The organism is Plantibacter sp. CFBP 8804 (assembly GCF_014841225.1).
GTDB lineage: Bacteria > Actinomycetota > Actinomycetes > Actinomycetales > Microbacteriaceae > Plantibacter > Plantibacter auratus.
In genome coordinates, this window is sequence record NZ_JACYTU010000003.1 from 90,106 (window position 1) to 103,025 (window position 12,920).

Sequence of the window (12,920 nt, forward strand, 5' to 3'; positions counted from 1 at the left end):
ATGAGCGCCAAGAAGACGATCGGTATCGCTGCGACCGCGGTCGCCGCGGTCACCGCGACCGCCGTGATCGCCTCCCTGGCTACCGGGTTCCCGGCGAACCTCCTCCAGGGCCCGACCGCGGCGTCACCCGGCGCCGCCGACACCGACGGTCAGCCTGGCCCGACCTCGACGGTCACGGACCGGACCACCACCGAGGCCGCAGACGCGTTCCTCGCCGACTGGGTCGACGACGGCCGCGTCGTGCGCCGGGACCAGGGTGACGACACGGTCAGCGAAGGGCAGGCCTACGGACTGCTCGTCGCGGCCGGGGTCGGGGACGAACAGTCCTTCACCGAGATCTGGGACTGGACCGAGCGGCACCTGCAGCGCCCCGACGGGCTGCTCGCCTGGCAGTGGCGCGATGGCGAGGTCGTCGACGACGAACCCGCCAGCGATGCGGACCTCGACGCCGCCCGCGCGCTCGTCATCGCCGGTACCCGCTTCGACGAGCCGCGGTTCACCGATGCCGGCGTCACGCTTGCCGGTGTGATCGCCGACCGCATGACCGCCGAGACCGCCGCGGGCCGGATCCTGCTGCCCGGCGTCTGGGCCGCAGCGACCGAGCCCTACGCGTACAACCCGTCCTACGCCTCCCCTGTCGCCTTCTCGGTGCTGGGTGCGGCGACGGGTGACCCGCGGTGGGCCGAACTGCAGGCGGGTTCCGCTGCGGTCACGACCACCCTGCTCGACGAGAGCCCGCTCCCGCCCGACTGGGCGCAGGTGCACGCCGACGGCACCGTCGACGCCATGCCCGGCGCGGCAGGGACCGGGCAGAGTGTCCGCTACGGCTACGACGCGGCCCGACTCCCGATCCGCTACGCCGAGTCCTGCGACACCGCCGACCGGGCGACGGCCGCCCGCCTCGCCTCGACCCTCGCGCGGTCGAAGGAGCTGCGGGCGGAGACCGACCTCGGCGGATCTCCGCTGACCTCGGACGTGCACCCGCTCGCCCTCCAGGCCCGAGCGGCCGCGCGTGCCGCGGTGGGCAACCTGCCGGAGTCGGCGGACGACCTCCGAGCCGCCGACGAACTCGCGCAGGAGGTGCCGAGCTACTTCGGCGCCGCCTGGGCAGCCCTCGCGCCCATGATGCTCACGACCGGTGAGCTGGACGGGTGCCCGCCGCTCACCGAAGGAGCCACCTCATGATCCGCGCACACCGCCGGACGATCGGCACGCTCGCCGCGGCCGGAGCACTCCTCACGGCGCTCGCCCTCTCGGGCTGCGCCACGACGCACGCCGGGCAGACGCCGACCTCGCCGAACGCCGCCGACGGGCCGATCACCTCCTCGGAGGCGACCGACCGTGGCGCCGCCGGTGCGAAGCAGGACCCGGTCGCCCAGGCGCCGGCCGCCGATGTCAGCGCGCTGAGCGTGAGCCGGGTCCAGATCCCGTCGATCGGGGTCGACGCGGCGGTCGAACCGCTCGAGCGCGATGCGTCCGGTGTCCTCCTGCCGCCCGTCGAGTGGGAGGACGCCGGGTGGTACCGCGCCGGCGTCCTGCCCGGCCAGGTGGGGCCCGCGGTCATCGCCGGTCACCTCGACACGACCCTCCGCGAGGCGGTGTTCGTCCACCTCAAGCAGCTCGTGGCGGGCGACCAGGTGACGGTCACGATGTCCGACGGCTCGACCGCCACCTACGCCGTGGACCGCGCCATCGACGTCGAGAAGAAGACCTTCCCCACCGAGGAGGTCTACGGGCCGACGCCCGACGCGCAGCTCCGGCTCATCACCTGCAACGGCCCCTTCGACGACGCCTCGAACACCTACGCGAACAACTACGTGGTCTTCGCCTCGCTCGTCAGTACGACCCCGTAGCGCCGCTCCCCACCCCCGGTCCCCGAGCCCCATCAGCCTGTCGAGGGGCCGCTCCGCTCCGAACCACTCCCAACGACCCGAAAGGAACCGACGTGAACCGCTCCCTCGTCGTCATCCCCACCTACAACGAACTCGACAACCTGCAGCCGATCGTGAACCGCACGCTCGCCGTCGCCGGGGTCGACATCCTCGTCGTCGACGACTCCTCCCCCGACGGCACCGGGTTCCTCGCCGAGCAGCTCGCCGCACAGCACCCGCAGGTGCACGTGTTCCACCGGGCCGTGAAGGACGGGCTCGGTGGGGCCTACCTCGCGGGCTTCGCCTGGGCGCTCGCCCGCGGCTACGAGGTCATCGTCGAGATGGACGCGGACGGCTCCCACCACCCCGAGGACCTGCCCCGCCTGATCGCGCTCCTCGACGATCACGACCTCGCGCTCGGCTCGCGCTGGGTCCCGGGTGGCGTCGTCGAGAACTGGCCCGCGCACCGACTCGCGCTGAGTCGCGGCGGCAACCTCTACACGCGACTCGCCCTCGGGATCGGTGTCGCCGACGCGACCGGCGGGTTCCGCGCGTTCCGCAGCGAGGCACTGCGTCGCATCGACCTCGCCGACGTCGCGTCGCAGGGGTACTGCTTCCAGGTCGATCTCCTCTGGCGGGCGCTGCAACGCGGGCTCCGGGTCGTGGAGACGCCCATCGTCTTCACCGAGCGGGTGTCGGGCGAGTCGAAGATGAGCGGCGGCATCGTCTCCGAGTCGCTCAAGAAGGTCACGATGTGGGGCGTGCGTCGCCGCCTGCAGGAGGTCCGCGCGCTGCTGCAGGGCCACCCGCTGCCCTCCGTGCGCGTGCTGTCCACCCGCTGAGACCAGGTGGCGCGGGCGACGACGACCACGGGCTGACGAGGGCTGCACATCTTCCCAGGTCCTTCCGGTTCCGCCGCCCTCCCCGGAGTCGTAGCGTGAGGGCATGACCAATCGCACGCGCACCCTGCAGCACCCCATCGGTTCCGGCTTCGGCCACTCGAGCACCGCGGCGGAGGTGCTCGAGGGCATCGACCTCACCGGCAAGCTCGCCATCGTCACCGGCGGCTACTCCGGTATCGGCCGCGAGGCCGTCCGTGCCCTGGTCGCCGCGGGTGCCCAGGTCATCGTCCCCGCGCGGCGCCCGGAGACCGCTCGCGAGGAGCTCGCCGGCATCGACGGCGTGGAGGTCGACGAACTCGACCTGGCCGACCTCACGAGCGTCGAGGCGTTCGCCGACCGCTTCCTCGCCACGGGCCGGGGCATCGACCTCGTCATCACGAACGCCGGCGTCATGGCGGCTCCCGAGACGCGCGTCGGACCCGGCTGGGAACTCCAGTTCGCGACGAACCACCTCGGCCACTTCGCCCTCGTCAACCGCCTCTGGCCCGCCATCGTCAAGGGCGGCTCCTCGCGGGTCGTCGCGTTGTCCTCCAGCGGCCACAAGCGCTCGGGGATCCGCTGGGACGACGTCCAGTTCGAGCACGGCTACGACAAGTGGGAGGCCTACGGGCAGGCGAAGACGGCCAACGCGCTCTTCGCCCTCCAGCTCGACACGCTCGGTGCCGAGGAGGGCGTCCGTGCGCTCTCCGTCCACCCCGGTGGCATCCTCACGCCGCTGCAGCGCCATCTGCCGCGCGAGGAGATGATGGCGCTCGGCTGGGTCGACGCCGACGGCAACCTCCTCGTCTCGGGGTTCAAGTCGCCCGAGCAGGGTGCCGCAACCGAGGTCTGGGCCGCGACCTCACCGTCGCTCGACGGCCTCGGCGGGGTGTTCTGCGAGGACTGCGACATCGCCGGCCCGGCCGAGACCGCGGTCTCCCCGGCCTCCGGTGTCGCCGACCACGCGACCGATCCGGAGGAGGCGGCCCGACTCTGGGCGCTCTCCGGAGAACTCACCGGAGTCGACGCCTTCGCCGCCCGCGACTGATCGGCCGGCGCCACCCCTTGCAGCCACCCGCCCACGGACCTACCGTGAGAGCGGATCAGCGCGACGATGCGCGAGACGGAGACCGCCCAGGCGGATCTCGGAAGGAGCACCCCATGAGTGACCAGAACGCCGACATCAACAACCCGGGCCCACACGACGAGGCCGTCGACGACGCGGCGGCCGAGCGCGTGGCGTCCACGACGAACCCCGGCCCGCACGTCGCCGCCGACGACCCCGCGGCGAGCGGCGAGGCCGACATCACGAACCCCGGTTCGGAGACCGAACGCGACGCCGCGGCCGAGCGCGAGGCGGAGCGCGTGGCGAACATCACCAACCCCGGCCCAAGCTCCTGACCCCACCGACCCTTTCTCAGGAGTTCGCCGGCGCGTCGGTCCGCCCACCGGGCGGCGCACCGGAGGACTCCTGAGAAAAGTCACCCAGCTCTAGCGGTCGGCGCGAGGCAAAGTGCGTCGCGAACATCACCAACCCCGGCCCGAGTTCCTGACCGCAACGTCCCTTTCTCAGGAGTTCGTCGGCGTGTCGGGCCGCCCGCCGGGCGGCGCACCGGAGGACTCCTGAGAACGGTCACCCAGCTCTAGTGGTCGGCACGAGGCGGCCGCAAGCGCGTCTCCTCGATGTCGAGCATCGTCTGCGCCTCGGCGAGGATGCGCGACGGGTACGCACCGCGCGCCCGGGCGTCGAGGAGCCGCTCGCGCTCGGCCTGCACGACGGCGAGGCGCAGCTGCCTGTAGAGCCGGTGCGGCGTCTCGGCGTGCGTCTCACTGGGCGAGACCGACTCACGCGAGCGTTCCCAGGCGGCTTCCGCCCGCAGGAACGTCGACTGCCGGACGCGTTCGAGCAGATCGGGGTCGATCTCCTCCTCGATGCCGACCGCCGACGCCGGATCCTCCAGCACACTGATGCCCGCGTAGCTGATCTCGTCGAGCAGGGTCGCGAGCTGTCGACGGTCCTCGGACTCGTCGATCCCCTGCACCTTGAGCAGCCGGATGAGCCACGGCAGCGTGCCGCCCTGGACGACGAGCGTCACGACGGCGACCGTGAAGGCGATGAGGACGAGCTGCTCGCGGTACGGGGTGCTCTGCGGCAGCGACTGTGCGGCGGCGAGCGTCACGACACCGCGCATGCCCGACCAGCTGAGGATGACGCCACCTCGCCAGTCGATCTGCTCCAACCGCAACTGCTCGAGGTCGGCGCGCTGCCGCTCGTAGGCACGCTCCCGACGCCGCCGTCGATGCCATCGGCGGTTCTGTCTCGGGAACCGTTCCGAGTACCCCATCGACAGCCACCGTTGCAGGGTCTGCCGCTCGGCCCAGCGTTCTCGTGCACGGAGCCCGAGCACCAGTGGCCCCACCCACAGGAACCGCAGCGCGATGAGCGCGGCCGTCGCGACGAGACCGATCCCGATGGACTCCTCGACGGACAGGATCTCGGCGTCGACGGCACCGATGAGGGTGCGGATCTCGAGTCCGATGAGGAGGAACACGGCGTTCTCGAGCAGGAACTGGATGGTCCGCCAGTTGATGCGGTCGCTGATCCGCGCCTGCGCCGAGAACGCGGCCGAGCTCGCGTGCCCCGTGTACAGGCCGGCGATGACGACGGCCAGCACGCCGGACCCACCGAGCGCCTCGGTCGGCATGAACGCCACGAACGGGACGGCGATGGAGATCGCGGTGTCGAGGACGGAGTCGTTGAGCTTCGACCGCAGCCAGACGGTGACGTACCCGGCGATGAAGCCGACGATGATCGCGAGCACGACCGCGTAGACGAAGTCGCCGACCGTCGCCCACGGCGTGAGCATGCCGCCGGCAGCCGCAGCGCTCGCCGATCGGAGGAGCACGAGCGCGGTCGCGTCGTTCACGAGCCCCTCGCCCTCGAGCACCGTCAGGAGGCGGGGCGGAAGGCCGAGACGGCGTCCGATGGACGTCGCCGCGACCGCGTCGGGCGGGCTGATGATCGCGCCGAGGGCGATGGCGGCGGCGAGGTTGAGGTCGGGCAGCAGGCTGAAGAGGAGGAAGCCGGCACCGAACGCGGTGACGATGACGAGCACGACCGACAGACTCGTGATGGTGGCGAGGTTCCGGCGGAAGTCCATGATCGGGACGCTGATCGCCGCGGCATAGAGGATCGGCGGCAGGACGACGTCGAGCACGAGTTCCGGTTCGACCTCGATCTCCGGGACGCCCGGGAGGTACGAGAGCCCGACGCCGACGATCACGAGGATGATCGGCGCGGCGACGCCGAGCTTGCGGGAGAAGGCCGCGACGGCGACGATCACCGCGATGCCGACGACCGCATACACCCCGAGTTCCATAGCGATCAGGCTATCGGTCGCTCGACCGGCCCCACCCCGACGGCTGTCGTGGGTGCCGGGAGACTATTCGAGCAGGCCCCGGATGTCCTCCGCGGTGAGCGCCTGACTGAACACCGCATCGTCGTCGAGGACCGCGGCGAAGAGCTCAGACTTCTTCGCCTGGAGCGCCATCACCTTCTCCTCGATGGTGTCGGCGGCGACCAGCCGGTAGACCATGACGTTCTCCGTCTGGCCGATGCGGTGCGTGCGGTCGATGGCCTGCGCCTCCGCGGCAGGGTTCCACCACGGGTCGAGCAGGAAGACGTAGTCCGCCTCGGTCAGGTTGAGGCCGAACCCGCCGGCCTTCAGGCTGATGAGGAAGACGGGCGCGTCACCGGTGCGGAAGCGGTCGATGACCTCACCCCGACGACGGGTGGACCCGTCGAGGTACTCGTACGCGATGCCCTGCTCCTCCAGCCGACGAGCGGCGGTGCCGAGGAAGCTCGTGAACTGGCTGAAGATGAGCGCCCGGTGGCCCTCGGCGACGACGTCATCGAGCTGCTCGAGGAGTGCGTCGAGCTTGCTCGAGGGGATGCCCGCGTGCTCCTCGGCGTCGATGAGACTCGCGTCGAGGCTCAGCATTCGCAGCAGGGTGAGTGAGCGGAACACGATGAACCGGTTGCGGTCGAGGTCGTCGACGAGTCCGAGGAGTTTCTGCCGTTCGCGCTGGAGGACGAGGTCGTAGAGCTTGCGGTGGGCCGGCGCGAGCTCGATGCGCAGCACCTGTTCCTGCTTCGGCGGCAGTTCGGGCGCGACCATCTCCTTGGTGCGGCGCATGAGCAGCGGTCGGATACGTCGGCGCAGGGTCTGCAACCGACTCGAGTCGAGGCCCTTGCCGATCGGCTTGACGTAGTGCTCGGTGAAGCGCGGCGCCGAGGCGAACAGGCCCGGTGCGACGATCGACAGCAGTGACCAGAGCTCCATGAGGGTGTTCTCGATGGGCGTGCCGGTGATCGCGAGCTTGAACGGTGCCCGGAGGTCGACGGCGCACTCGTGCAGCTTGGCGCGGTGGTTCTTCACGAACTGCGCCTCGTCGAGGATGAGCCCCGACCACTCGACCGCCTGGTACGCCGGTGCGTCGAGCCGGAACAGCGCGTAACTGGTGACCACGATGTCGGCGCCCGTCGCGAGGTCCGCGATCGACGCGCTGCCCTTCGCCTGCGTGGTCGCGATGCTGCGGACGACGAGGTCGGGCACGAAACGCGCGGCCTCGGCGACCCAGTTGGAGACGACCGACGTCGGGGCGACCACGAGGAACGGCGGTGCCGTGGTCCCGGTGGTCTCGCGCGCGTGGGCGACGAGGGCGAGGGTCTGCAGCGTCTTGCCGAGGCCCATGTCGTCGGCCAGGATGCCGCCGAGTCCGTGCTGCCAGAGGAACGCGAGCCAGCGGAAGCCCTCGACCTGGTAGGGCCGGAGGTCGGCGTGGAGTCCCGACGGCAGCGGGGTGTCGGGGACCGCTTCGATCGCGTTGAGTCCGGCTGCGGCCTCGCGCCAGGAGACGGCCTGCTCGGTCTCGTCGGCGAGGTCTTCGAAGTCGGCCCAGAGGCTCGCCTGGTAACGGCTGATGCTCGGCTTCGTCTCCCACTCCTTGAGCGCGGCCGCCTCGGTGAGCAGCTCGCGCAGGCGGTCGAAGGCGGGGTGCTCGAGCGAGAGGTAGGTGTGGTCGACCATGAGCAGCTTCGTGCGCCCCTTCGAGAGGGCCTTGAAGAGGGGCTCGAAGGGGACGCTGTACTCGCCGATGTGGATGACGATCCCGAGGTCGAACCAGTCGCGTTGCTCCGTCTCCACCGTGGTGACCGAGATGTGGGGCGTGCCCGTGAGTTCCCGGTACTCAGGGCGGTCGCCGGACACCTCGACGAGGACGTCGTCGAGCGATTCGAGCACGGGCAGGGTGCGCTCGGTGACGAGTGCCGCGTCGAACTCCGTCAGGACCTGCGGCCTGGGCGGCCAGACGCCAGGGGTCGTGAGCTCGTCGAACGAGCCCGCGGCGAGTGCCCGGCGTTCCGGTTCCGCTGCGGCGGCGATGGCGGCACCGACCCGGTCGAGGATGGCCCGCTCCGAGCGTTCGTCGCGGAGGACCTCGGCAGCGGGACCTCCGGTGGCGGCGTCGGTCGGCACGCCGTGCGGCACCGTCGACACGAGCGGTCGTCCTGCGGCGAGCGCCGGGGTGCCGCCACCGATCGGCACGCGCTGCGCCGGCGCGTACTGCCAGAACCAGGCGAGGCGCAGCGTCTGCTTCGGTTCGAACGAGGCCGTGAGGACGAGGACCGGCGGCACGATCTCGGGCAGGGCCACGGTGCCGTCCGTCGAACTCAGCGAGATGCTGCGGCGGAGTCGTGGGACGTAGTGCTCGAGGAACTCCGCCACCTCGGCTTCGGGGACGACGACGGGCTCGCCCGGTCCGAGGAGTCCGCGGGCCTCGTCCGTCAGCGGTTCGGCGAGGGGCGCGAGCACGATCGCCTGCTGGGGTTCGAGCGTGTAGTGGTAGAGCCCGTGGTCGCCCAGGGCTCCGCTCGTGGCCGCGTCGACGTCGGTGCCGTCGATCGTCACGACGGATCGGAGGACCACGCCCTCGTCGTCGTGCGCGGCGTCCAGCCGGATGGCGGCTGCGGTGCCGAGGGTGACCGTGCCCTTGCGCGTGCCGACGAGTTCGATCCCGAGTTGGGCCGCCTCCTCGAACAGATGCCAGAGGACGGGGCTGCCGAAGTCGTCGAGGACGAGCCAGTCCGAGTCGCCGGCACCGGCGTAGGCACCGGCCGGCGGACGGGTGGCACGCAGGAGCGCCTGGAACTGCGTGAACCACTGCTGGTGCGCCGGATCGAGCGACAGCCGGTGGCCCTGGTGCGTGAACGAGGTCCACGAGATCGTCGACTTCACGAACCCGCCGCCGGCCTTCTTGACGACGGGTCGGACGGCGATCCGGCGGGGGTGCCGCGGCTCGGGCGGGCCGTCGGCCGTGCGGGAGGTCGGTCCGCGCCAGCGTTCGGCGGTGCGCGGGGTGCTCTCGCGGACCTCGAACTGCAGGCCCATGGCGGTCGGTGCCGTGGCGCGACCGGCGTCGCCGGCGAGGGAGTCGAGTCGGTTCCGCCAGCTGGGCGGCGCCGGCGGCGTTTGCGGACTCGGGGTCCACTGTGCTGCTCGTCGTTCCGCCTCCGGACGCCAGGAGGCGGGAAGGTCGTCGAGCTCGTCGAGGGCGTACATCGGCTGGTGCTCGGCCGGTTCGTCGAGCGCGGGGTCGTTGATGGGTGCGGTCCAACGCCGGTCGGAACGCCAGGACGCCTCCTTCACCGAAGGCGGCCGCTGTGGGGCCACCCACCGGTCGGAGCGACCTTCGGCCCGGAGGTGGGCCGCGTTGCTGTGCAGCAGGGTGGCGACGATGTGCTTGCAGTCACCGCGGAGCGGGCAGGAGCACGCGCTGCCTTCGATCCGTGCGAACCCGCCGGTGTCGTCGCCGAGGTCGACGATGCAGGCGTACGGGACGTCGGTGGAGCCTTCGACGATCCCATGGAGCCGACGCTTGTCGGGGTCCCAGTCGGCGGCGGTGACCCGGCCGTCCCTCGCGTAGACCCGGCCGCGGTCGAACGCCACCCGCCCGACGAGCCGGACGAGGTCGGCCACGTCGACCAGTGGTGCGGGCTCGGGAGTCATCGCCCCATGGTCTCACGCACGACGGACACCCTTCCCTCGGGCCAGCGCGGTGCGCTGACGCGAGCGCGGGTCTCCCGCGTGAGCGCGCCCCTCCGGAGGGGCGCGCTCACGCCTGTGGGTCGCGGTCGGTCCAGCGCCCCGCGCTGACCACAGCACCGACCGAGGCACGTCCGGCGGCTCGTAGAATGAAGCAATGACCTCTCTCCCCCACGACGAGCCTGCGAACCACGCTCCCGGCGACGACGCGGGCATCGATCCCACCGATCTCGAGGTCACGCTGCGCGTCCTCCAGACCATGGCGACGATGGACGAGGAGCACCCCGACTACCTGCAGGTGCGCCGCGCCACCGCCAAGATGTTCAAGGCGGTCAAGAAGGAGCGTCGACTCGACCGTCGGGCTCGGATCGCCGACGCCGACCGCGCCGTGATCGCCGCCACCGCGACGGGCGCCCCCGACCGCATCGACGACGAGACGCGAGGCATCCCGCTCGCCACCACCACGACGGCTCCGACCGCCGGCGAGCTGCTGGTGCCGCGCAACTGCTACATCTGCAAGCAGCCCTACACGACGGTCGACGCCTTCTACCACCAGCTCTGCCCGCAGTGCGCGGCGATGAGCCACGCGAAGCGCGACGCCCGCACCGACCTCACCGGCAAGCGCGCCCTCCTCACCGGCGGCCGCGCGAAGATCGGCATGTACATCGCGCTGCGACTCCTGCGCGACGGCGCCCACACCACCATCACGACGCGGTTCCCACGCGACGCCGTCCGCCGCTTCAGCGCGCTCCCCGACAGCGCCGAGTGGCTGCACCGGCTTCGCGTCGTCGGCATCGACCTCCGCGACCCGGCCCAGGTCATCGCTCTCGCCCACTCCGTGGCCGAGCAGGGCCCGCTCGACATCCTCATCAACAACGCCGCGCAGACGGTCCGCCGCACGAAGGGCGCGTACCAGCCGCTCGTCGACGCGGAGCTCGCCCCGCTGCCCGACGGCCCACTGCCCGAGCTCGTCACCTTCGGCCACACGAACGACGCACACCCGCTGTCGCTCGCGGCGTCGGTGTCCGCCCACCCGATCCTCGCCGCTGCGGCCGCCAAGGCCGACGCCCTCACCGAGGCCGCCATGACGGCCGGGTCGTCCTCGCTCGAACGCCTCGCCGCCGGCACCGCGATCGACGCCGGTGGACTCGTGCCCGACGTCGACCACAGCAACAGCTGGGTGCAGAACGTCGACCAGGTCCAGCCCATCGAGATGCTCGAGGTCCAGCTGGCGAACGCGACCGCGCCGTTCATCCTCATCAGCCGGCTGCGTGCCTCGATGGCGGCATCCGACTTCCCGCGCACCTACGTGGTCAACGTCTCCGCGATGGAGGGCGTCTTCGGTCGCGGGTACAAGGGTCCAGGCCACCCGCACACGAACATGGCGAAGGCCGCGCTGAACATGCTCACCCGGACGAGCGCGCGGGAGATGTTCGAGACCGACGGCATCCTCATGACGAGCGTCGACACCGGCTGGATCACCGACGAGCGCCCGCACCCGACCAAGGTGCGGCTGGCGGAGGAGGGCTTCCACGCCCCGCTCGACCTCGTCGACGGCGCGGCACGGGTGTACGACCCGATCGTCCGCGGCGAGGCCGGCGAGAACCTCTTCGGCGTCTTCCTCAAGGACTACCGCCCGAGCTCCTGGTGAGGTTCGACTCGCGGTCGTGGTCGAGGACCCGGCGATGATCGGTCCGGCGGCCGTCCGCTTCCTCCGGGAGGCATCGTTCGGTTCGCGGGTCGTCGTGCGCTTCGCACTGCCCGAGGGCGCCGAGGCGGGTGCGACCGATGCCCTCGGCGAGCTCGTCGAGCGGTCGGACACGGGCTGCACGGTCGAGACCAAGCGCGGACCGGTCGAGATCGCCGACACCGACGTCATCGCGGCGAAGCCCGTCCCGCCGGCACCGGCACCACGGGAACGCCGCCGCTCGCCCTAGGCTGGGCCGATGAGCAGCGAAGCCACCCAGGACCCGTCGCCGACGCAGCATCGCGTCGAAGTGACACTCCGACGTCCCTGGTACGGCGCTTTCCAGCGTCCGACGGTGGTGTTCGACGGGCGCGGCCAGCCGGCGCAGTGGGGCACGGGGAGCTGGCAGGTCGGCGGGACGGACGTCTCCTTCGAGGTCTTCCTCTTCAACCGGGTCTGGCGGTACGGCGCGGCCCGGACCACGTTGACCGCTGGCGTCGACACGTCGCTCGTCTACCGCGCCCCGCTCCTGCCGTTCCTCCCCGGTCGGTTCACAGCGAGCTGAGCGGTGGCTCGGAAGCCCGTCGGCGGCCGCCCCTAGGCTGGCCGGATCGCCCCTTCACGCACGGGCATCGGGAGAACACGGCATGGCGAAACGCACCGGAACGACGGCACCACGGCTCGACCCCGTCCGTCTCATCGGATTGACCGACGGAGACGAGGGCGCCCTCGACGCGCACGACAGCGTCGAAGGCCTGCGGTTCGCCGACCTCGACCTGTCGCACCGCGACCTCTCGGGCATCACGATCTCCGAGTCCTTGCTCGCGGGTGTTCGAGCCGACCAGACCGACTTCCGGGCGGCGTCGTTCCTCGACTCCCGGCTCGAGCGGTGGGACGCGCCCATCCTCCTCGCCCCACGGAGTCGGCTGCGCGACGTCGAACTGGAGGGGTCACGGGTCGGTTCCGCCGACTGCTATGACGCGAACTGGCAGTCGGTGCGGGTCACCGGTTGCAAGCTCGGGTTCGTCAACCTGCGGGGTGCTGTGCTGCAGGACGTCCTGTTCGAGGACTGCACGATCGACGAACTCGACCTCGCCGATGCGACGGCCACCCGGGTGCGGTTCGTCGACTGCGCCCTCAACAGTCTCGACGTCACGCGGGCGAGGCTCACCGACGTCGACCTCCGGACGCTCGAGCTGCGGCGCATCGCCGGCATCGAGCACCTTCGGGGTGCGACGATGACCCCGTTCCAGGTCGGCGAGCTCGCGGCGATGTTCGCCGAGCAGTTCGGCATCCGAGTCGAAGACTGACCTCCGGGGTTGCGCCAGCGCGGTGCGCTGACGTCACCGCGGGTCTGGCGCGTGAGCGCGGGTCTCCG

11 protein-coding genes are annotated in these 12,920 nt (G+C 71.3%); 9 read left to right on the plus strand and 2 right to left on the minus strand.

All coding sequences use genetic code 11. From position 1 onward, the window contains the following. From IFU11_RS08525 to IFU11_RS08545, 5 genes are all read left to right on the plus strand, one after another. Window positions 1–1,185, plus strand: a complete 1,185-nt coding sequence (locus IFU11_RS08525) for a glycosyl hydrolase family 8 (protein ID WP_192018675.1) — start codon at window positions 1–3, stop codon at window positions 1,183–1,185. Next, complete coding sequence (locus IFU11_RS08530; protein ID WP_192018676.1) at window positions 1,182–1,853, plus strand: class F sortase; 672 nt, start codon at window positions 1,182–1,184, stop codon at window positions 1,851–1,853. The genes IFU11_RS08525 and IFU11_RS08530 overlap by 4 nt, the downstream gene beginning before the upstream one ends. Before the next feature lie 92 nt (window positions 1,854–1,945). Next, on the plus strand, window positions 1,946–2,713 hold the full coding sequence (locus IFU11_RS08535; protein WP_137242210.1) for a polyprenol monophosphomannose synthase: 768 nt from the start codon (window positions 1,946–1,948) through the stop codon (window positions 2,711–2,713). Between the two features lie 103 nt (window positions 2,714–2,816). Then, window positions 2,817–3,800: an SDR family NAD(P)-dependent oxidoreductase gene (locus tag IFU11_RS08540; protein ID WP_192018677.1), complete on the plus strand. Its 984-nt coding sequence runs from the start codon at window positions 2,817–2,819 to the stop codon at window positions 3,798–3,800. Window positions 3,801–3,913: 113 nt separating this feature from the next. Further along, window positions 3,914–4,153: a hypothetical protein gene (locus IFU11_RS08545; RefSeq protein ID WP_086474520.1), complete on the plus strand. Its 240-nt coding sequence runs from the start codon at window positions 3,914–3,916 to the stop codon at window positions 4,151–4,153. Window positions 4,154–4,395: 242 nt separating this feature from the next. On the opposite strand, the gene IFU11_RS08550 is transcribed toward IFU11_RS08545, so the two are convergent. Together IFU11_RS08550 and IFU11_RS08555 are read right to left on the minus strand one after the other, a co-directional pair. Then, window positions 4,396–6,132, minus strand: a complete 1,737-nt coding sequence (locus tag IFU11_RS08550; protein ID WP_079705195.1) for a cation:proton antiporter — start codon at window positions 6,130–6,132, stop codon at window positions 4,396–4,398. Window positions 6,133–6,195: 63 nt separating this feature from the next. Then, window positions 6,196–9,819: a DEAD/DEAH box helicase gene (locus IFU11_RS08555; protein WP_192018678.1), complete on the minus strand. Its 3,624-nt coding sequence runs from the start codon at window positions 9,817–9,819 to the stop codon at window positions 6,196–6,198. Between the two features lie 193 nt (window positions 9,820–10,012). Between IFU11_RS08555 and IFU11_RS08560 the strand changes: the two genes are divergently transcribed. The 4 genes from IFU11_RS08560 to IFU11_RS08575 all read left to right on the plus strand — a co-directional run bounded on the left by IFU11_RS08560 (window position 10,013) and on the right by IFU11_RS08575 (window position 12,852). Then, window positions 10,013–11,506, plus strand: a complete 1,494-nt coding sequence (locus IFU11_RS08560; RefSeq protein ID WP_192018679.1) for an SDR family NAD(P)-dependent oxidoreductase — start codon at window positions 10,013–10,015, stop codon at window positions 11,504–11,506. Between the two features lie 34 nt (window positions 11,507–11,540). Beyond that, window positions 11,541–11,792: a putative acetyltransferase gene (locus tag IFU11_RS08565; RefSeq protein ID WP_191941260.1), complete on the plus strand. Its 252-nt coding sequence runs from the start codon at window positions 11,541–11,543 to the stop codon at window positions 11,790–11,792. A gap of 9 nt (window positions 11,793–11,801) precedes the next feature. Then, window positions 11,802–12,107 (plus strand): hypothetical protein, encoded by a 306-nt coding sequence (locus tag IFU11_RS08570; protein ID WP_192018680.1) that lies wholly within the window; start codon window positions 11,802–11,804, stop codon window positions 12,105–12,107. An 82-nt stretch (window positions 12,108–12,189) separates the two neighbouring features. Continuing rightward, window positions 12,190–12,852 (plus strand): pentapeptide repeat-containing protein, encoded by a 663-nt coding sequence (locus IFU11_RS08575; RefSeq protein WP_192018681.1) that lies wholly within the window; start codon window positions 12,190–12,192, stop codon window positions 12,850–12,852. Window positions 12,853–12,920 lie beyond the last annotated feature (68 nt).

Excerpts from the sequence above, each read along its gene's own strand:
- IFU11_RS08575 (WP_192018681.1), top strand. The coding sequence starts at position 12,190 with ATGGCGAAACGCACCGGAACGACGGCACCACGGCTCGACCCCGTCCGT.
- IFU11_RS08525 (WP_192018675.1), top strand. The coding sequence starts at position 1 with ATGAGCGCCAAGAAGACGATCGGTATCGCTGCGACCGCGGTCGCCGCG.
- IFU11_RS08565 (WP_191941260.1), top strand. The coding sequence starts at position 11,541 with ATGATCGGTCCGGCGGCCGTCCGCTTCCTCCGGGAGGCATCGTTCGGT.
- IFU11_RS08540 (WP_192018677.1), top strand. The coding sequence starts at position 2,817 with ATGACCAATCGCACGCGCACCCTGCAGCACCCCATCGGTTCCGGCTTC.
- IFU11_RS08560 (WP_192018679.1), top strand. The coding sequence starts at position 10,013 with ATGACCTCTCTCCCCCACGACGAGCCTGCGAACCACGCTCCCGGCGAC.
- IFU11_RS08555 (WP_192018678.1), bottom strand. The coding sequence starts at position 9,819 with ATGACTCCCGAGCCCGCACCACTGGTCGACGTGGCCGACCTCGTCCGG.
- IFU11_RS08570 (WP_192018680.1), top strand. The coding sequence starts at position 11,802 with ATGAGCAGCGAAGCCACCCAGGACCCGTCGCCGACGCAGCATCGCGTC.
- IFU11_RS08545 (WP_086474520.1), top strand. The coding sequence starts at position 3,914 with ATGAGTGACCAGAACGCCGACATCAACAACCCGGGCCCACACGACGAG.
- IFU11_RS08530 (WP_192018676.1), top strand. The coding sequence starts at position 1,182 with ATGATCCGCGCACACCGCCGGACGATCGGCACGCTCGCCGCGGCCGGA.
- IFU11_RS08550 (WP_079705195.1), bottom strand. The coding sequence starts at position 6,132 with ATGGAACTCGGGGTGTATGCGGTCGTCGGCATCGCGGTGATCGTCGCC.